At 29.5% G+C, this 20,882-nt stretch carries 20 protein-coding genes; 16 read left to right on the top strand and 4 right to left on the bottom strand.

Annotated features, from left to right (window positions below):
* Positions 1–117: 117 nt before the first annotated feature.
* From pepT to ACUSRV_RS06025, 4 genes are all read right to left on the bottom strand, one after another.
* Complete coding sequence (gene pepT, locus ACUSRV_RS06040; protein WP_490141033.1) at positions 118–1,344, bottom strand: peptidase T; 1,227 nt, start codon at positions 1,342–1,344, stop codon at positions 118–120.
* Positions 1,345–1,373: 29 nt separating this feature from the next.
* Positions 1,374–2,423 (bottom strand): sporulation integral membrane protein YtvI, encoded by a 1,050-nt coding sequence (ytvI, locus tag ACUSRV_RS06035; protein ID WP_490141032.1) that lies wholly within the window; start codon positions 2,421–2,423, stop codon positions 1,374–1,376.
* Positions 2,424–2,486: 63 nt separating this feature from the next.
* Positions 2,487–3,734: an HlyC/CorC family transporter gene (locus tag ACUSRV_RS06030; protein WP_490141031.1), complete on the bottom strand. Its 1,248-nt coding sequence runs from the start codon at positions 3,732–3,734 to the stop codon at positions 2,487–2,489.
* 195 nt (positions 3,735–3,929) lie between these two features.
* Positions 3,930–6,605, bottom strand: coding sequence for a calcium-translocating P-type ATPase, PMCA-type (locus ACUSRV_RS06025; RefSeq protein ID WP_490141030.1), 2,676 nt, complete (start codon positions 6,603–6,605; stop codon positions 3,930–3,932).
* A 399-nt stretch (positions 6,606–7,004) separates the two neighbouring features.
* Between ACUSRV_RS06025 and ACUSRV_RS06020 the strand changes: the two genes are divergently transcribed.
* The 16 genes from ACUSRV_RS06020 to ACUSRV_RS05945 form a co-directional block, all read left to right on the top strand.
* A complete protein-coding gene (locus tag ACUSRV_RS06020; RefSeq protein WP_490141029.1) occupies positions 7,005–7,676 on the top strand; it encodes a hypothetical protein in 672 nt (223 codons plus the stop codon).
* A gap of 182 nt (positions 7,677–7,858) precedes the next feature.
* Positions 7,859–8,506, top strand: coding sequence for a hypothetical protein (locus ACUSRV_RS06015; protein WP_490141028.1), 648 nt, complete (start codon positions 7,859–7,861; stop codon positions 8,504–8,506).
* 186 nt (positions 8,507–8,692) lie between these two features.
* Positions 8,693–9,289, top strand: a complete 597-nt coding sequence (locus tag ACUSRV_RS06010; RefSeq protein ID WP_490141027.1) for a hypothetical protein — start codon at positions 8,693–8,695, stop codon at positions 9,287–9,289.
* A 248-nt stretch (positions 9,290–9,537) separates the two neighbouring features.
* Positions 9,538–10,209, top strand: coding sequence for a hypothetical protein (locus tag ACUSRV_RS06005; protein ID WP_490141026.1), 672 nt, complete (start codon positions 9,538–9,540; stop codon positions 10,207–10,209).
* Positions 10,210–10,535: 326 nt separating this feature from the next.
* A complete protein-coding gene (locus tag ACUSRV_RS06000; protein WP_490141025.1) occupies positions 10,536–11,162 on the top strand; it encodes a hypothetical protein in 627 nt (208 codons plus the stop codon).
* Positions 11,163–11,401: 239 nt separating this feature from the next.
* Positions 11,402–11,995 (top strand): hypothetical protein, encoded by a 594-nt coding sequence (locus ACUSRV_RS05995; RefSeq protein ID WP_490141024.1) that lies wholly within the window; start codon positions 11,402–11,404, stop codon positions 11,993–11,995.
* Between the two features lie 136 nt (positions 11,996–12,131).
* Positions 12,132–13,433: a hypothetical protein gene (locus ACUSRV_RS05990; protein WP_490141023.1), complete on the top strand. Its 1,302-nt coding sequence runs from the start codon at positions 12,132–12,134 to the stop codon at positions 13,431–13,433.
* A gap of 179 nt (positions 13,434–13,612) precedes the next feature.
* Positions 13,613–14,257, top strand: coding sequence for a hypothetical protein (locus ACUSRV_RS05985; RefSeq protein ID WP_490141022.1), 645 nt, complete (start codon positions 13,613–13,615; stop codon positions 14,255–14,257).
* 157 nt (positions 14,258–14,414) lie between these two features.
* Positions 14,415–15,125 (top strand): hypothetical protein, encoded by a 711-nt coding sequence (locus tag ACUSRV_RS05980; protein WP_490141021.1) that lies wholly within the window; start codon positions 14,415–14,417, stop codon positions 15,123–15,125.
* A 23-nt stretch (positions 15,126–15,148) separates the two neighbouring features.
* Positions 15,149–15,766 carry a hypothetical protein gene (locus ACUSRV_RS05975; protein WP_490141020.1) on the top strand — a complete coding sequence of 206 codons (618 nt, stop codon included), beginning with the start codon at positions 15,149–15,151 and terminating at the stop codon, positions 15,764–15,766.
* 122 nt (positions 15,767–15,888) lie between these two features.
* Positions 15,889–16,521, top strand: a complete 633-nt coding sequence (locus tag ACUSRV_RS05970) for a hypothetical protein (RefSeq protein WP_490141019.1) — start codon at positions 15,889–15,891, stop codon at positions 16,519–16,521.
* Positions 16,522–16,660: 139 nt separating this feature from the next.
* A complete protein-coding gene (locus tag ACUSRV_RS05965) occupies positions 16,661–17,272 on the top strand; it encodes a hypothetical protein (RefSeq protein ID WP_490141018.1) in 612 nt (203 codons plus the stop codon).
* Positions 17,273–17,464: 192 nt separating this feature from the next.
* Positions 17,465–18,073, top strand: a complete 609-nt coding sequence (locus ACUSRV_RS05960) for a hypothetical protein (protein ID WP_490141017.1) — start codon at positions 17,465–17,467, stop codon at positions 18,071–18,073.
* 57 nt (positions 18,074–18,130) lie between these two features.
* Positions 18,131–18,898, top strand: coding sequence for a hypothetical protein (locus ACUSRV_RS05955; protein WP_490141016.1), 768 nt, complete (start codon positions 18,131–18,133; stop codon positions 18,896–18,898).
* 138 nt (positions 18,899–19,036) lie between these two features.
* Positions 19,037–19,762 carry a hypothetical protein gene (locus ACUSRV_RS05950; RefSeq protein ID WP_490141015.1) on the top strand — a complete coding sequence of 242 codons (726 nt, stop codon included), beginning with the start codon at positions 19,037–19,039 and terminating at the stop codon, positions 19,760–19,762.
* A 318-nt stretch (positions 19,763–20,080) separates the two neighbouring features.
* A partial coding sequence (locus ACUSRV_RS05945; RefSeq protein WP_490141014.1) for a hypothetical protein occupies positions 20,081–20,882 on the top strand: 802 nt, incomplete at its 3' end.

Genomic DNA, 20,882 nt, shown 5'->3' with positions numbered 1-20,882 from the left:
TCATTATATTCAACAACATAAAAAGAGTTACTAATATCAAAAATTTATGCTTACTTATTTAAAAAATTTTCAAAAAAATATAGCCTAAATATATTTATCTAGGCTATATTAGCTTTACTATCTTTGTGTATACTTTTGTGCTATCTTAACTATTAATTCAGTAGCTTTTTCCATGTATGTTACTGGTACATATTCATATTTACTGTGGAAGTTTATTCCTCCAGCAAATATGTTTGGACAAGGTAATCCCATAAAAGATAATCTTGCTCCGTCAGTACCGCCCCTTATAGGTTTTATATTTGGAACTATACCTACTTCTTCCATAGCTTCTCTAGCTATATCTACAACAAATTTAACTGGCTCAACTTGTTTTATCATGTTGTAGTACTGATCTTTTAAGTTTAATTCTATTCTTTCATCACCGTATTTTTCTTTCATTTTTCTTATAACTTCATTTACGTAAGCTTTTCTTTCTTCAAACTTATTCATATCGAAGTCTCTTATTATATAAACCATAGTACATTTTTCAACATTACCATTTATATCATTTAAATGATAAAATCCTTCATAACCTGCTGTACTTTCTGGTCTTTCACTTGCTGGGAACATTTCTGATAATTCAGCAGCTATATGTAGTGAGTTAACCATTTTGCCTTTAGCGTATCCTGGATGTACATTTGTACCATTTATAGTTATAGTTGCAGCTGCTGCATTGAAGTTTTCATATTCTAATTCACCTATTGTACTTCCATCCATAGTGTAAGCATATTTAGCTCCAAATTTTTCAACATCAAACTTGTCTGCCCCTCTACCTATTTCCTCGTCTGGAGTAAATCCTATTCTTATATCTCCATGTTTTATTTCTGGATTATTTATTAAATATTCTATAGCAGTAACTATTTCAGCTACACCAGCCTTGTCATCTGCTCCAAGTAATGTTGTTCCATCAGTAGTTATTAAATCTTCTCCTACGAAATTTAATAATTCTGAAGAATCTTTAGTTGCAAGTACTATATTTAATTCTTTATTTAATACTATATCTTTTCCATCATAATTTTCTATTATTTGAGGATTTACATTCTCTCCACTCATATCTGGAGCTGTATCTAAGTGAGCTACAAATCCTATAGTATCTACACCTTCTACATTGCCTTTTAATGTAGCAAATAAATATCCATTGTCATCAACAGATACATCATCTAATCCTAATATTCTTAATTCTTCTTCTAAATATTTTGCAAATACCATCTGCCCAACTGATGAAGGACAAGTTTCAGAACTTGGATTTGCAGTTGTGTCAAAAGTTACGTATCTTAAAAATCTTTCTACAACTTTGCTTCTCATAATTTTATCTCCTTTTCTTTTGATATTCATTAGAGTACACCTGATTTACTCAAAATCTTATGCATACCTACTAAACCTAAAAAATAAAATATGCCCAGTACTCCATAAACCTGAACTCCTATAAATATAGCTGCTAAGCTGGCAAGGGGCGCTATTCCTATAGTCATAGAAACAAGTTTAGGTTCTAATATTTGCCTAGATATGGAAAGAACTGCAAACAATATTATAACAGATATTCCCACAAAATAATTATTAATTATTAAATAATAAACTATAACTGGAACATATATAATTACTAATCCCAAAAAAGGTATAAGGTCAAGCGATGCACCTATAACTCCTAATATGAATCCATAAGGCACGCCAAGAGTAGTAAATCCTATCCATGTAGCCAAAAATGTAATCCCCATTAATATTGAATAAGCTTTTATATAACCTAATGTTGTTACTCCAACCTCGTGTTTTATACCCTTTACCTTAGGTCTAAGATGTGATGAAAACATACAATAAAACCATTCTTCTATATCATCTGTATCCTTAGCTATAAAATAGGTAGCTACAAATATTGTTATAGTATAAACCACTATATAAGGTATTGATACTACTAAAGCTAATACATTCTCTAAAATACTCTTAGCAAAATTGACTATGTTATTGCTATATTTAGTAATTATGCTTTCTAGGCCAAAACCCCCTATATCTTGCACATATCCTATATAAATATTAGCTTGATCTATTAACTTCATAATATTATTGTATATAGCTTGTGAATCCAAAGATAAAACACTTATTATGTATAATGTTTGTTTTATACCATTAACTATGAATATAGTAAATAAGGCTAGCAGTATTATTACAGCCAAAAAACTTAAAATTAAAGTAGATATTCCTTTATCTATATTATATTTTTCCTTTAATCTTTTAGATATTGGCTTTATAAAGAATGCTATTACCCCTCCTATAACAAATGGGGCTACATATGGAAATGTATAATATAATACTATAAATATTAAAGTATATATCCCAAAATATATGGCGTTGTTTTTTAGCTTATTTAAAAAAAGCTTATTTAAAACCATTCTATTTCCCCCTTCTTATTTATAACTTTTGTAAAAACATAAAACACTGCATTTTGCAGCGTCTTATGTGTGTATTCTAATCTTCTTTATTCTGTTTTTGTCTATACTTTCTATACAAAATTTTATTCCTTCAACTTGTATTATCTCATCTTCTTCTGGCAATCTACCTAGGTAACCTATTATAAATCCACCTATTGAATCAAATTCATCTGATTCTAATTTGGTACCTATCATTTCATTTACATCTGATATTTTAGTACTTCCATCTACTATATATTCATCTTCCTTTATTACTACTATTTCTGCTTCTTCTTCATCATACTCATCTTCTATTTCTCCAACTATTTCTTCAACCAAATCTTCCATAGTAACTATTCCTGAAGTTCCTCCATATTCATCTAAAACTACTGCCATTTGAACTTTTTCCCTTTTCATTTCTTCAAATAACTCAGTAATTTTCTTGAATTCATATGTGTAGAAAGGTTCTCTCATATAATTTCTTATATCAAAGTCCTTAATTTCTTCGCCATTTAAGAAAACCACATCTTTTATATTTACTATACCTACTATATCATCTATAGTTTCTTCATAAACAGGCATACGAGTAAATTGCTCGCTTTTAAACGTATCTATTATTTGTTCATAACTATCTTCTATATTAATAGCTACTATATCCATTCTTTGAACTATAGCTTCCTTAGCTTGCATATCTCCAAATTCAAAAACGTTATTTATTATTATTCTTTCTTCTCTTTCAAGCAATCCTTCTTCATGGCCTACATTTACCATAGTTTTTAATTCTTCCTCAGTTATATAAGGCTGAACTATATTAGAATTTATTCCAATTATTTTAAATATAACTTTTGTTATTGTATTAAATATTATAACTACAGGAGTTAATATTAGTATAATAAACTTAATAGGTTTAGCTACTTTTAAAGCCACACCTTCAGATTTTTGTGCAGCTATAGATTTAGGAGTTATTTCTCCAAATATAAGAACAAGCACTGTCATAACTCCAGTTGCAATAGCCACCCCTTCATTTCCAAATATACTTATAAACAAAGATGTAGCAATAGATGATGCACCTATATTTACAACGTTATTTCCAACTAATATTGTGCTCAATAATTTACTTGAATCGCTAACTACGTTAGCTACATTTTTAGAACCTTTTACTCCTTCGTCAACCATATGTCTTAATCTTATTTTACTAAGTGACATAAGCGCTGTTTCTGAAGCCGAGAAAAAAGCTGAGAACATAAGAAGTATTACTAATATTACTACTTGTATAAAAATTGCCGAATCCAAAATCTATCACACCCCTATTTTCTAATTGATATTGTATCAAATTATTATTTATCTTAAATTCATCATATTTTATTATTTCCACAATTTTAAAATTTTATGGCATAAGTATTAAAATTCGCTTTACTCAACTTTATATGTTTTAAATTATAAAAAAAATGGCTGCTAATTTATATTAGCAGCCATTAAAAATTAAATTTAATTTTTTCTCATAGAATTAGATATAGCCTTTTCTATCTCAACTAAAATAACTATTGAGAATGCTAATCCTATAACAGTTAACCATTGGTTAGTATTTAACATAACTATACCAAATAAGTCTCTTACTCCTGGGAATAAAGTACATAATTGTATTATCCCTGATACGAAAAATGCTCCCCATATATATTTATTTCTAAATAAACCTACTTTAAATATAGAGTTTCTATCTGAACGAGCATCAAATGCATGAAATAATTGTGTAAATGCCAATGTCATAAATGCCATTGTACTTCCTACTTCATGGTTTATTTGTACACCTATATAATAAGCTACAAATGTTGCTAAACCTACATATATACCTTGATACGTTATTCTAAGTCCTAATCCATCACTAAATATAGAAGCTTTAGGATCTCTTGGTTTTCTATCCATTACATCAGGCTCTGCAGGCTCAAGTCCAAGAGCTATTGCAAGTAATGAGTCTGTAACTAAGTTAACCCATAATATTTGAGTTGCGCTAAGAGGCATATAATCCGCTGCACTTGCAAATATAAATGGACCAAGTAAAGATGCTAATAATATAGTAACTATCTCACCTATGTTACAACTTAATAGGAAGTGAGTAGCTTTCTTTATGTTAGCAAATATACTTCTACCTTCTTCAACAGCTGAAACTATAGTTGCAAAGTTATCATCAGTTAATATCATATCTGAAGCACCCTTTGAAACTTCTGTTCCAGTAATACCCATTGCAACACCTATATCAGCAGTTTTAAGTGCAGGTGCATCATTTACACCATCACCTGTCATTGCAACTATATTTCCATTTGCTTGCCATGCTTTAACTATTTTTACCTTATGCTCTGGTGCAACCCTTGCATAAACAGAGTAATTTTTTACAGTCTTTGCTAATTCTTCATCACTTATCTTAGCAAGTTCTGCTCCTGTCATAGCTTGATTTTCGTTTTCTATTATTCCTAAATCCTTAGCTATAGCAATAGCAGTGTTTTTGTGGTCTCCAGTTATCATAACTGTTTTTATGCCAGCATTTTTTGCTACTTTTATAGCATCTTTTGCTTCTTCCCTTGGTGGATCTATCATTCCATATAACCCTAGGAATATTAAGTCGTTTTCTAATTCACCGCTACTTGGATTATTTGGAACGTTATCTAACATCTTATATCCAACAGCTAATACTCTCAATGCACTATTTGCCATTTCTGCATTTGATGCATTTATATTTTCTATATCCTTATCAGTTATATCGCGAACAGTACCATTTATATATATCTTATTACATCTAGCTACTAATATATCTGGTGCACCTTTAGTTATAGATGCATATTTACCTCTTATATTATTTACAGTAGTCATTAACTTTCTTTCTGAATCAAAAGGTATTTCAGCTTTTCTATCATATTCATTTATTATATCTATAGGATTGTATTTAACTTCTATAGCCAAATCTATCAATGCTATTTCAGTTGGATCTCCTATTTTTGTAAATACTCCATCAGTTTCCTTATTTACCTTAGTATCATTACATAATACTCCGTAATCTATAAGCATTTTTATAGTATCATCAGAGTTATTTATATTTTCAACATTAGTTATAGATTCATCAGTATAAACTCTTTTTACTGTCATTTTGTTTTGTGTTAAAGTACCTGTTTTATCTGAACATATAACACTAGCTGAACCTAGAGTTTCAACAGCTGGAAGTTTTCTCATTATAGCATTACGTTTAACCATTTTTTGCATACCAAGTGCTAATACTATTGTAACTATAGCAGGTAACCCTTCTGGTATAGCTGCAACAGCTAAACTAACAGCAGTCATAAACAGTTCAAGTATAACTTCTCCATTTATTTCTCCTGCTTCAAATAATCCAATAGCAAATATTACTGCACATATAGCCAATGCAACTACAGCTAAAGTTTTTCCTAATTGTTCAAGTTTTCTTTGTAGTGGAGTTTGAGTAGATTCAGCGTTATTTATCATATCCGCTATTTTACCTATTTCTGTGTTCATTCCTGTTTCTACAACAATACCAGTTCCTCTACCATAGGTAATTACACTTCCCATAAACGCCATGTTAGTTCTATCACCAATTCCAAGGCCTTCATCATCAAGTTTATGTGTTATTTTCTCAACAGGTACTGACTCGCCTGTTAATGAAGATTCTTCAACTTTTAAGTTGTATGATTCCAATATTCTTATATCTGCTGGCATATAGTCTCCAGTATCTATAACTACTATATCTCCTGGAACTACTTGTTCGACACTTACAATTCTTTGAACGCCATCTCTAATTACCTTTGCGTTAGGAGACGACATCTTTTTAATAGCTTCTAGAGACTTTTCTGCCTTACTTTCTTGAACAACTCCAAGTAATGCATTAAGTAAAACTATAGCTACTATTATTACAGCTTCTTCCCACTCGCCTAGAACTAATGATATACCACTTGCTACTATAAGAACTATAACCATAAAGTCTTTTAGTTGTTCAAAGAATCTTTGTAACATACTTTTGGTTTTTCCCTCAGCTAGCTTGTTTTCTCCATACTGAGCTAGTCTTTCTTCGAATTCTTTCCCAGATAAACCGGCTTTGGTATCTACTTGTAATTCACTAGATACTTCTTCTACGGTTTTTGCATGCCATATTTTTTTCACTAAACTATCACCCTTTCTTTTAATCCTAAAAGGTCTTGCTTCAAGAATATCTATATTATTGCCAATTAATTAACTTTAATAAACATAAAAAGACCTTAGAAATATATAACTTAAATAAATTATATATTCCTAAGGTCTTGCTACCAAGAATATTCTTGTTAATCAACCGAGTGCACTGCACCGAGATGACGATTGATTACCACTTATGTGTAAGCTACTCCCCTTTTATGAAGTTGTTTCATATATAGTTTATATTTAATTATATTCGTATTATGTAAATAATGTCAACTAATTTTTGTAAAACAGTTTTTATCTGTTTACATTTAGTGATTTGGGGAATAATATAATTTGTACTTTATATAAATCTATTCAATTATTTACATAAGAGGAGGTAATATTATGCCAGATTTATTAGATAAAGGTGCTGTATTACAAAGAGATAAGGAGACTTATGCAATAGCACCACACTTACCAGGTGGACTTGTAACTTCTGCTCAACTTAGAAAATTAGCTGATGTAGCTGATAAATACGGTGCACAAGCTCTAAAATTAACTAGTTCACAACGTATAGCTATGGTAGGTTTCAAAGAAGAAAATTTAGATGATATATGGAAAGAACTTGATATGAAGCCTGGAGCTGCTGTAGGTCTATGTGTAAGAAGTGTTAAGTTCTGTCCAGGAACTACATTTTGTAAACGTGGACAACAAGATGCAGTTGGAATGGGACTTAAGTTCGACGATGCATTCCACGGAAGAAATCTTCCTAATAAGTTAAAAATAGGTGTTAGTGGATGCGCCAACTCTTGTTCAGAAAACCACTTTAGAGATATAGGTCTTATGGGAACTCCAAAGGGATGGACTGTAACTGTAGGAGGAAAAGGCGGTATGAAACCTAGAATAGGCGATGTATTATTAAAAAATGTTGATGATGAAGATTTGTATCCATTAGCAGAAGAAGTAGTGAAAGTTTATGAACAAAATGCCCAAAAGCACGAAAGACTAGGTGCTTATATAGATAGAGTTGGTCTTGAAGAATTTAAACAACAAGTTAATATAGAAAAATTTATGTAATACTCAATCACCGTATAAAATTATACGGTGATTTTTTATTTATGATAATTATTTCTTGTTAACATATAAATATATTGTAGGAAATTATACTTTTTTACACCCTTCTTCCCTTGTCCACATATATTGATATAAGAAGGAGGACAAACCTTCTATATCAATATAAGGAGTGTGCATTTTAAATTATGCCTATTAAAAGTATACTTTCTCAAATGCAAGAACTTACAAAACAACTAAACGAAGAAATAAAAAATCCTATATCTGCTCAACAAGCACAATTAGTTATAGGCTGCAATGATGTGGAAGAGTTAAGAGACCAATTAATTTTTATTCTTGAAGGTGGTGAACTTTTCATTGGTCTTATTAACTATGTAGTTAATTTAATAGCTACAGAAGAAGCTAGAACACCTTCAAATCTATCTTATTTAGCTCAACTAGAAAGATTAAGATGTATATTAGAGTTATTACTAACTAAATTACAATCAATATCTTGTAGTGAAACATGTCCAGAATTACTAGAAGAATTATTTTGTATATTAAGAAAAATATACTATTTATTACTTGGCTCATTAACTAAACTTTATGATTTAAATTATTATAGATACAATTCTATATTATTTCAATGCTTATTATGTGACTTTATAGGAGAAATAACTAAACTTGAAGATTTAATAAAAGATTTAGTTTGCATAATAATAGCATTAATATCCTGTGAAACAGATACTTGTACACCTTGTTTTGTAGCAAAACATTCTGGTGAAAGACTTAAACCTATACCTTCTAAAGATATATGTCTAAACCACAATGAACCTGATTGCAGTTGTAAAGAGTAAATACTTTATTTTTTATTATTTTCGTAACATTGTAGTTCATTAATTCATATATTTATATTGTAATAAAAATAGCTGTATATGCCTTTATACAGCTATTTTTTGTGTCATTTTTTTCTTACACACATATAGTGATATTAGAAGGCGGACATCCCTTCTATATTAATTAAGGGAGTGTGTAATTAAATTATGTTTTATGAAACTCTACTTTCTCAAATGCATGAAGTTACAAACCAAATAAAAGAAGAATTAGAAAATCCTATATCTACTCAACAAGTTGCGGTTATAGACTGTAATGTTATAAATGCTGTGGCAACCCTTATAATTATAGATGCAACAAATCTTATAACACTTATAAATATTATAATAGAGATAGAAGAAAGGAATAGACCTGTAAATCACGGTTATATAGCACAACTACAGAGATTAATATGTATATTACAATTATTAATATCTAGGTTAGAATCATTGCCTTGTAATGAAAGATGTCCAGATTTACTAGAAGAGTTGCTATGCATATTACTTCAAATATTTAATTTAATAGTTGCAATTAACACCAAGCTTATAGCCATTGCTAGTTTTAGAAGTGCTTCTATATTCTTTGAATGCGTATTGTGTGAATTAGTTAATGAAATAACTGATCTTGAAAATTTAGTAAAAAATTTATCTTGTATAATAGTTTCACTACTATCTTGCAATATAGATGATTGTACTCCTTGTTATGTAGCAACCAATTCTGGTAAAAGACTTGTACATGATAAAAATATCTGTGTAGACAACAAGTAATCTAGTTGTAGTTACAAAAATAATTCCTAGAAATACGGCGGTGAACTTATCACCGCTTTATTTTTAGGTCTTACACATTGATTTTTTATATATAACAATGATTAAATTATAATCGCTAAAATATAAAAATAATTAGTTTTTTAAGTAAAAACTTGTACCATATTTTCGCCATATACATATATTTATATTAGAAAGGACAACCAATATTTCCTTTCTAATATAAAAAATTTTAAAGGAGTGCTTTGCTTATGACATTTGCACAATTAATACAATTTCTTGAAGCCACTATAGGTGACATAGACCTTTGTACTGATGATTTTTGTGATGCTATATGTGCGTTTAGAGAATTCTTACTAGAAGATATTCCTGGTACCGATCCAGTTATACCAGGTGCTTTAGGTGCATTGCTAGATCTTATAGATGAATCAATAACAGCAGCTACAGATGCAGGTCAGTTTGGATATGCTGCTCAATTACAAAGATTTAGATGCTTAGTAGAGTCTTTAATAACTCAACTAGGGTTAATACCTTGCGATTGTGATGCAGTAGGTGGGCCAACTGGAACAGCTCTATTAGGAACTCTTTCAGCTGACACAATGGCTGATATATTATGCATCCTAACTGAAATAGTAATAGAATTAATAGCTTTAGCATTAAAAGTTGTAGTTTTAAATGATTTAATAGAAGCTTGCGGCGATAATGCTGCTGCAACAGCGTTTAAATTACGTGTATTCAACTGCTTAGTATGTGACTTTGTTGATGAATTATGTAGACTTGAAAAAATGTTAGCTGACTTAGGTTGTGCAATAAGACCAGTAGTTCTTAATATGGTTGAATGTACACCTTGCTATGTAGCTAAATCTTCTCATAGAGAACCTAAAGCTATAGTACAAGCTAGTTGCTCATGTAATAAAAATTAATCTACAGATTGTGCTTGTTAATATAAATAGAAAGTCCCTGTTATTCAGGGACTTTTTATTAAAAATATATTACTTATGGTAACATATCTACCACTATTTTCATATACACAATTAAGTATATAAATAACTTTTTTGTTTAGTTTCAGAATCATTATATTATAACTATATTTGTCATAATGATATATGTTGTGAATTGCATAGGTGTAATTGTCATAACAAGCATTGCTATAACAATTGCTAATATACATACCATTGATAACATATATCAGTGGTATGTAATTATTTAAAGTTCTATAAGTATCAATAATAAAAAAAGAGGTGTTTTTATGTTTTATAAAGACAGTGATTGTAGTTATCAAAGCAAATATTCCTGCTTACCCCCTATTACTGTAAATGTAACATGCGAATCTACAGGTCAAGATGGAGATGGGTGTTGCTGTAGCAAAGATAGTATAAGAGATGTATTAAACTATATTCTTACTCCAGCTATATCTCAGTATATAAACCTTAACACTATAGATATTAATGGAATAAAATCTTTATTAGACCAAGGTTCCATAATATCTGTGTCAAATGATTTAGTCTATGTAGATACAAACCCTATTGATAAATATATCTCACTATGTTCTATATATGATATACATTTTGTTGCTACAAATGCTAGTGCTCTAGAAACTGCTATAAGAGCTAACCCTCTATTTTCTAGTGATATTACTGTGCCCGATGATCCTTGTTGTTGCAAAGGAGAAATAATAGATAAGCTAGAAGCAGCGAGAACTGCAAATACAACTGTAATACTAGATATGGAGCGTATATCTGATGCAAACATAAGTGGTAAGGTTATAGGTATAGCCCCTGATATAGTTTGGATACGAGGCGTAACAGGAGCTGGCGTTCCTAACAATAATTTTCATATTGCTTCTATATGTAGAATAGCATCTATTGCCCCATAGATAAAAAAGGCGTCTACAAATCCTCTCGTAGACGCTTTTTTTATTCAATAATATTATCAGCATATACATAATTTGCTATATCATCTTATTTCACTTACTCTTCTACTCTGCATATCACTTTAATATTTAACTCTTATATAATTTTTATTTATAACACTTGTATCATTCTATTTTATTAATTCATAAGTTTATATTGTAGAAAAATATTTCTTATATAAATTTATAGGGGGATTTTTAAAATGAGTGAAGATTTAAGAAAAAACTGTGACTTATGTAATTCAGATAAAAATAATTCTTGTAATAAAGATGATAAAGATTGCTGCTGTGGTATAGATACAATAAGAAAAATATTAAAAATATTTCAAAGAGATAATATCCCAATAAGTATAGATACTGAAAATAGTGATGTTACAGGATTTGTTTTTGATTTGACAGAAGATGTAGTATATATTTCTGAAGATGCTGGTTCTAGTCCTGATCAAATTGTTCCACTATGTAATATATCTATATTTTTACCTAATACAGACGATTTACCTAATGGATTTATAGAAGAAGTAGCAAGTCTTATACCTCCAACTTCCAACACAAATCCATGTTGTTGTACAGATGGAGTTGCAAATACAATAAATGATATAAGGCGATTTAGTGATCCTACAAATACTCTAGTTCTTGTTGTTCCAACTACTAGCATTTCAGACACTCTTTGTGTAAGTATAGATGCTATAATAAAAGTTAATGATGATGTCGTATTCTTTTTTGGCAACTCCAGACCATTTATAATTTCTACTTGCGCGATAGACTCTATGTCAATATCTGCTAACTGTCCAGTGTAGACATTACCTAATCATCGTATAAAAATATGCGGTGATTTTTTATTTATAACTCTTGTATCATTCTATTTTATTAATTCATAAGTTTATATTGTAGGAAAATATTTCTTATATATAAATTATTGGGAGGAACTTCTAAATGAGTGAAGATTTAAGAAAAAATTCTAACTTATGTAATTCAAATAAATATAAAGAAAAAAATAAATCTTTTGATAAGACTAATGAAGATTGTTGTTGTGGTATAGATACATTAAGCAATATATTAAAATTATTTCAAGGAGAAAATATATCAATAGGTGTATTTACTAGAGACTTCGATGATAGAGGTGGATTTGTTGTTGAAGTAACAGAAGATGTAGTATCTATTTCTACGGCTTTTGGCAGTCAACCTACCCTATTTGTGTCACTATGTGATTTAACTTCATTTAATACTGCCGTTGAATCTGGTCCATTAGGTGATGAAATTGTAAATAAAATAAAAGCTCTTTTACACCCAACTTTTAATACAAATTCATGTTGTTGTTCAGATGGTATTGCAGATGCAATAAATAATGTAATACGATTTAACTCACCTACAACTCAACTACGTTTTTACCTTCAAGGTTTTACTACAGGATGTATTGATGTAGGTGTTATAGAAAAAGCTAATGATGATGTAATATTCTTACTCAGCGAACCAAATGGATCAATTTCCATTTCTATAATTTCTACTTGTCAAATAAATTCTTTTGAAATTTGTTCAACCGATTCAGATATTGAGGATAAACCTTATAAGCAAAATCGATTCTTTAAAAACCGTCATAAAGAATTTAAAGAAAAAAAGAGTGAAGATTCTAAAAAGAATTCTGACTCGTGCGATTCACATAAGTGTAGTGCAATAAATAAATGTTTTGATAAAGATAACGAAGATTGTTGCTGTGATACTGATACGTTAAGCAGGATATTAGAATTATTTGTAGGATTAAATGTAGAAGTCCAGATAGATATTGACGGTACTGTTTTCGAAGGATTTATCGTTGATGTCACAGAAGATATAGTATCTATTTCAGAAAATTTTGGTGATATGCCTACTCAGTTTATTTCACTATGTAATATGCTTCAGTTTTCTGTTTTTGCTGTAGATCAGGAGCTATTTAATGAAATAAGAGAAAGAATAGAGGATCTTATACAACCAACTTGTAATACAAATCCATGTTGTTGTTCAGATGGAATCGCAGATACAATAAATGGTATAAGACGATTTGTTGACCCTATAGCTAGGCTATGCTTTGTTACTATTGCTTTTACTACTTGCTATGGTATAAATACAATAGTAAATGCTAATGAAGATGTGGTATACATTGCTGATGAGGACGGCAATGCGATTATTATACTTCCTACTTGTTCAATAGACTCTATGTTTCTTCAAGAAGTCGATGGTGCACGAGATAAATCTATTTAAGATACTTTTAAAAATAAACTCAGTAAATAAATAATAAGTTTGCCTATTAAAAATCATCGTATAAAAATACGGTGATTTTTTATTTATACCTCTTGTATCATTCTTTCTTATTAATTCATAAATTTATATTGTAGGGAAAATATCTCTTAAATATATAAATTAATTGGAGGATTTGTTAAATGAGTGAATTTTCAAGAAAAAACTCTAACTGGTGTGATTCAGATAATTGTAAAGAAATAGATAAAGATTGTGATAAATTCGATAAGGGTTGTGATAAAGACTTTAAAGATTGTTGTTGTGGCATAGATGCAGTAAGAAAAATATTAGAAGTATTTCAAAGAGAGGATATAAGAGTCAATATAGCTACAAAAGGTCAATTTTTTTCTGGATTTATTTTTGATATAACAGAGGACCTAGTATTTATTTCCGATAGTCCTAACGATAGTCCTACTATATTTGTTCCGCTATGCAATATCTCTATATTTTTTGCTTTTATTTTGGAAAATGAACGAACTGATGAACTTAGAGAAGACATATTATCTTTTATTAATCCAACTTGCAATACAAATCCATGTTGTTGTTCAGATGGAATTGCAGATACAATAAATGATATAAGACGATTTAGTGATCCTACTGATTTCTTAATAATTGATATTCAATCACCACCCCTTAATGGAACTACTTGCTTTGGAATAGGTAATATAGTAGCAGCCAATGATGATGTAGTATTTATTGACACGCCTGCTGAAGATAACATTTTTTCTATAATTCCAACTTGCGCAATAAGTTCTTTATTAATATCTGATCAATGTCAACAAGATTGATATTTTGGTATTAATTTTTATATCCTATACTTAGTCGCCGTATAAAATGATACGGTGATTTTTTATTTATAGTCAGTATCATTCTATTTTATTAATTCATAAGTTTATATTGTAGGAAAATATTTCTTATATATAAATTATTAGGAGGAACTTCTAAATGAGTGATGATTTAAGAAAAAATTCTAACTTATGTAATCTAGATAATTGTAAAGAAAAAAATAAATCTATTGATAAAGTTCATCAAGATTGTTGCTGTGGTATTGATACATTGAGCAAAATATTAAAATTATTTCAAGGAGAAAATATACAAATAGATATATCTATTAGAAACCTCCCTTCAACAGGTGGATTTGTCTTTGATGTAACAGAAGATATAGTATCTATTTCTACAACCTTTGGCGGCCAACCTACTATATTTGTCTCTTTATGTGACCTAACCCTATTTAATACTGTCGTTGAATCTGGTCCATTAGGTGCTGAAATTGTAAATAATATAAAAGCTCTTATACATCCAACTTGCAACACAAATCCATGTTGCTGCTCAGATGGCATTGCAGATGTAATAAATAATATAATACGATTTAACTCTCCGACAACTCAACTACGCTTTTTCTTACCAGGTTTTACTGCAGACTGTGTTGAAGTAGGTTCTATAGAAAGCGCTAATGAGGATGTAATATTCTTACTTAGCCAAACAAATGAACTAATTCCAATTTCTATAATTTCTACTTGTGCGATAAATGCCATTTTAATAGCTGATGATTGTCCAATAGGTCCAGGTATTCAAACTCAACCTAATAAGCAGAGCAAATTATTTGAAAACTTTTATAAAGAATTTAAAGAAAAAGTGAAGTTAAAGAATAAATAATAAATTAATGGGGGTAACGTTAAATGAGTGAAGATTTCAAAAAAAATTCTAACTTATGTGATTCAAATAAGTGCAAAAAAAACAATGAATGTTTTGATAAGATTGATAAAGATTGTTGCTGTGGCTTAGATACATTAAGCAATATATTAGAAATATTTCAAAGAGAAAATATAGAGTTAGACATATTTATTGAAGCTACTGGATTTACAGTTTTTTCTGGATTTATTACTAATTTAACAGAAGATGTGGCATCAGTTTCAGAAGAACTTGGTAGTAGCCCTACTCTATTTATTCCACTATGCAATATGAGTGTATTTAATGCTGTAATTGAAAATGAGGAATTGCGAAATGAAATTAGAGAAGCAATAGAAGATCTTATAACTCTAACTTGCAACACAAATCCATGTTGTTGTACAGATGGAATCGCGGATGCAATAAATGGTATACGACGATTTGGCGATCCTACAACTGGCCTATGTATTAGTACTCCTTCTGGTACTGGATGTCCCAGTATAGATAATATAGTAGGGGCTAATGAGGATATAGTATTCCTTGTTGCAGCTGAAAGTTCATTTACTATAATTTCTACCTGTTCAATAGACTCTGTGTTTTTAAGTTCTTTCAATGGAAATGGGATATAAGGTCAGTTTATTGAAGATATTTTTTCAATAAGCAAACAATAAATTTATGTATTATTAATTCATAAGTTTATATTGGAGGGAAAATATCTCTTAAATATATAAATTAATTGGAGGATTTGTAAATGAGTGAAATTCCAAGAAAAGATTCTAACTGGTGTGATTTAAATAATTGTGAAGAAATAGATAAAGATTGTGATAAATCTAATAGTGATTGTTGTTGTGGCATAGATATATTAAGAAAAATATTAGAATTATTTCAAAGAGAGAATTTAGAAATAGTTTTATTTACTAATTCTCAATCTTTTGTAGGAATTATTTTTGATATAACAGAGGATTTAGTATATATTTCTCAAAATCCTGGTGATAACCCTAACGCATTTGTTCCGCTATGCAATATTTCTACGTTTTCTACTGATATTGATTCTGATGAGTTAAGCAATGAAGTTAGAGAAGAAATATTATCGCTTATAAGTCCAACTTGCAATACAAATCCATGTTGTTGTACAGATGGAGTTGCAAATATTATAAATAATATAAGAAGATTTAGTGATCCTACAAATGGTTTATTCATTGGTATTCAAGCAAAATCGCTTCAAGGGAGTATTTGTGTTGATATAGGTAATATAGTAATAGCCAACGATGATGTAGTATTCATTGATAACGAACTTACTGAAAGTGAAGGTCACCTTTTGCGTATAATTTCTACTTGTGCAATAAGCTCTTTGATGATTACTAATACGTGTCCAGGAGATTAGATATTCTACTTAATCACCGTATAAACCATTACGGTGATTTTTATTTATAGTTTGTATCATTCTTTCTAATTAATTCATATATTTGAATTGTAGGAAGAAACATCTCTTAAACTATATACATTACTGGAGGAATTATTAAATGATTGAAAATTCAAAAAAAACCTATAGCTTGTGTAATTCAGATAAAAAAAATACATCTTGCAATAAAATCGATAAAAATTGTTGCTGTGATATAAATACATTGAGAAAAATATTAGATATATTTCAAAGAGAAAATATTATAGTATCTATATCTACCGACGCCACATCTGTTATTGGAGTTATCTTTGATTTAACAGAAGACGTGATTTATGTTTCTGAACTTGATGACGATGGCAGACCTGATTATATTATACCACTATGTAATATAATTGACGTTTCTGTTGATATCGCTCAAGGAGATTTACGTAATGAAATTAGAGAGGAAATAGAAAATCTTATAGGTCTAACTTCTAATACAAACCCATGCTGTTGTTCAGATGGAATTGCAGATGCAATAAATGATGTAAGACGCTTTAGTGACCCTGGAACTTTATTATGTATTATAACAGCTCCTAATACTCCAAGCCCTTGTTATAATATAGCTGATATAGTAAAAGCTAATGATGATGTAGTATTCATTGATAACGGCTCTTCGTTTATTATAATCCCTACTTGTCAAATAGACTCTCTGAGAATTTCTTCTGCAGCTGTAGTTGCTAAACAAAGTTAATTTCTTAAAAATATTTATAAAAATATAATCAATAAAGAAACAATAAATTTATATGCTAAACTAAATCACCGTATAAAATTATACGGTGATTTTTTATTTATAGTTTGTATCATTCTTTGTTATTAATTCATAAGTTTATATTGTAAGAAGAAATATTTCTTAAAATATAAACTTAATTGGAGGATTCGTTAAATGAATGAAGTTTTCAACAAAAAACATGATTGGAGTAATTCTGATTGTTGTTGTGATATAGAAACATTAAGAAAAATACTTAGACTATTTCAAGGAAGAAATATAGACTTATTTGGAGTCACTAAAAATAATTTTTTTATAGGATTTGTTTTTGATTTAGAAGAAGATATTGTATATATTTCTTCTGATTTTGGTGAGCCACCTAATCAATTTGTTCCACTATGTAATATAGTTTTCTTTTCAGTAAATACTGAATCAGATTCATTAACTGATGAGTTTAGAGATAAAATACTAGATATTATAAATACAACTTGTAACTTAAATCCGTGTTGTTGCACAGATGGAATTGCAGATACAATAAATGGTCTAAAGCAAGTTTATCCACCTAATACTTCCTTAAATATAGTTTTGGATACTGATTTTCCAGTGGCTCTCTCTGCCTCATTAGGTGCTATAATAAGAGCTACCGATGACATAGTCTTTATAGTTGCAGGAAATACCCTTGCACTAATTCCTACTTGTGGAATAGACAGTGTATCTATAGCTACTACAAACGGAGTTTCTGAACAAAGCCAATCTTTTAAATATATTTTAAAAGAAACAAAATAAAAAATTAAATTAATATTTTTATAAATATACCTACAAATTAATGGGAGGAATTGTTAAATGAGTGAAGATTTAAGAAAAGACACCGATATGTATGATGAAAATAGATACAAAGGACCACATCATGGACATGATAAAGATTGTTGTAAAGATGACAAAGATGATTACGATAATCTCTGGAAAGATAATAAGGATAAAGATAAAAACAAGGATTGTGATAAAGACAAAGATAAACATTGCAAAAAAGATGCAGACTGTTGTTGTGATACAGACACATTAAGAAAAATATTAGATCTATTTAAAAAAAGAAATATACTTGTAAATATAACTTCTAGAGCTGATAGTTTTGAAGGTTTTATCTCTACCCTATCAGAAAATATAGTGGATATTTCTCCAACCTTAGGTGGCACACCTAATCAGTTTATTCCACTATGTAATATAGTTAGAGTTATTGCTAATGTTTCAGGGCTTCCATCAGCGATTCGTCAAGAACTTAGTAATATGCTACAGTCGCTTATACATTCAACTCGTTGCTTAAGCCCATGTTGTTGCACAGATGGAATAGCAGATACAATAAATTCTATAAAGAAATTTTCTAATACCTCAAATATACTCTGTTTTACATTAGATATTATTGATTTTGATATAATTCCAGACAACTGTTTTAGTATAAATAATATATTAAAAGCCAATGAAGACATAGTGTTTGCCGTATTTGAAAACAACTTTTATATACTCCCTACTTGCGGAATAGATTCTATGTTTATAGGAGCGCCAGCTGATTCTCTAATCAATACTAATTTATCAAAAATATTTTCAAAGAAATAATATTTAATCACCGTATAAAATTATACGGTGATTTTTATTTATAGTTTGTATCATTCTTTCTTATTAATTCATAAGTTTATATTGTAAGGGAAAATTCCTTACAATATAAACTTATGAATTAATAGGAGGATTTATTAAATGAGTGAAGATTTAAGAAAAGACGATGAATATAGATATAAAGAACCACATGAAGGTCCTGATAAACATAAAAAACATGATGATTGTTTCTGTAACAAAGATAATAGCGATGATTTATGGAAAGATGCTAAAGAAAAAGATAAAGATTGTGATAAAGATAAAGACAAAGATAGAGATTGTTGCTGTGATATAAATACATTAAGACAAATATTAGAATTATTTGTGGAACAAAATATAAGTGTAGAAATAATTACTAGAAATGTCATTTTCGAAGGTTTTATTTCTAATGTAACAGAGGATGTAGTGGATATTTCTGAAACTTTCGGTGGTACGCCTATTCATTTTATCCCTCTTTGTACAGTAGTAAGATTTTTTGCTGATGTTTCAGATCTTTCAGAAGAAATACGTATACAGCTCAGAAATACAATACAAACTCTTATGCATTCAACTCATAACGAAATCCCATGTTGTTGCGCAGATGAGATAGCAGCTAAAATAAATTCTATAAAGAAATATACTAATAGATCAGCTCTACTCTGCTTTAATTTAGATACTGATGCTAGTCCTTTTAGAAATCCAAATAACTGCTTTAGTTTAAATGATATATTAAAAGCTAATGAAGATATAGTATTTGCTATCTTTGAAGATGATTTCTATATATTCCCTACTTGCGGAATAGATTCTATGTTTATAGAACTGCCAGTTGAAGTTGCTAACCGAGGTTAGTCTTTTAAAAATATTTACAAGAACATAATACACTAAATCGCCGTGTAAAATTATACGGTGATTTTTTTATTTTGTATTATTTTATCTTATAGCTTCATATGATTATGTGTAAGGAAAAAACGCCTTAAAATATATGGATTAATAAGATAAACTTCTAAAATCAATAAACACATAATAAATTTATATATTATTCTTAATGGCCAATATAAAATTATACATGCTTTTTTATTCTTTTCGTAACATTGTATTTTGTTAATTCATATATTTAAATCATAAGGAAAATATTCCTTATAATAAATCATTGGAGGGAATTGTTTAATGAGTGAAGAAGTAAAAAAAGATCACGAAATGTGTGATGAAAATAGACACAAAGGACCAAAAGGACCAAAAGGGCCACATCATGGGCCACACCATGGACCTCATAAAGGACCTCATGGACCTGGTAAAGATAAATGCAAAGACAAAGATGACAATAAGCATGATAAAGAAGATAAATGCAAGTGTAAAGATGACGACAAGCATGATGACAAGAATAAATGCAAAGACAAAGATGACAATAAACATGATAAAGAAGATAAATGCAAAGACAAAGATGACAACAAGCATGATAAAGAAGATAAATGCAAAGACAAAGATGACAACAAGCATGATAAAGAAGATAAATGCAAAGACAAAGATGACAACAAGCATGATAAAGACAAAGATAAATGCAAAGACAAAGATGACGATAAGCATGATAAAGACAAAGATTGCTGCTGTGACAAAGACCATGATAAAGATAAGTGCAAAGACAAAGATCATGACAAAGATTGCTGCTGTGACAAAGACCATGATAAAGATAAGTGCAAAGACAAAGATCATGACAAAGATAAAGACAGAGATTGCTGCTGTGACAAAGACCATGATAAAGATAAGTGCAAAGACAAAGATCATGACAAAGATTGCTGTTGTGACAAAGACCATGATAAAGATAAGTGCAAAGACAAAGATCATGACAAAGATTGCTGCTGTGACAAAGACCATGATAAAGATAAGTGCAAAGACAAAGATCATGACAAAGATTGCTGCTGTGACAAAGACCATGATAAAGATAAGTGCAAAGACAAAGATCATGACAAAG

This window comes from Sporacetigenium sp. TC11 (genome assembly GCF_058146105.1).
The sequence above is the reverse complement of the archived record's forward strand: the minus strand, read 5'-3'. Positions and strand labels throughout refer to the sequence as shown.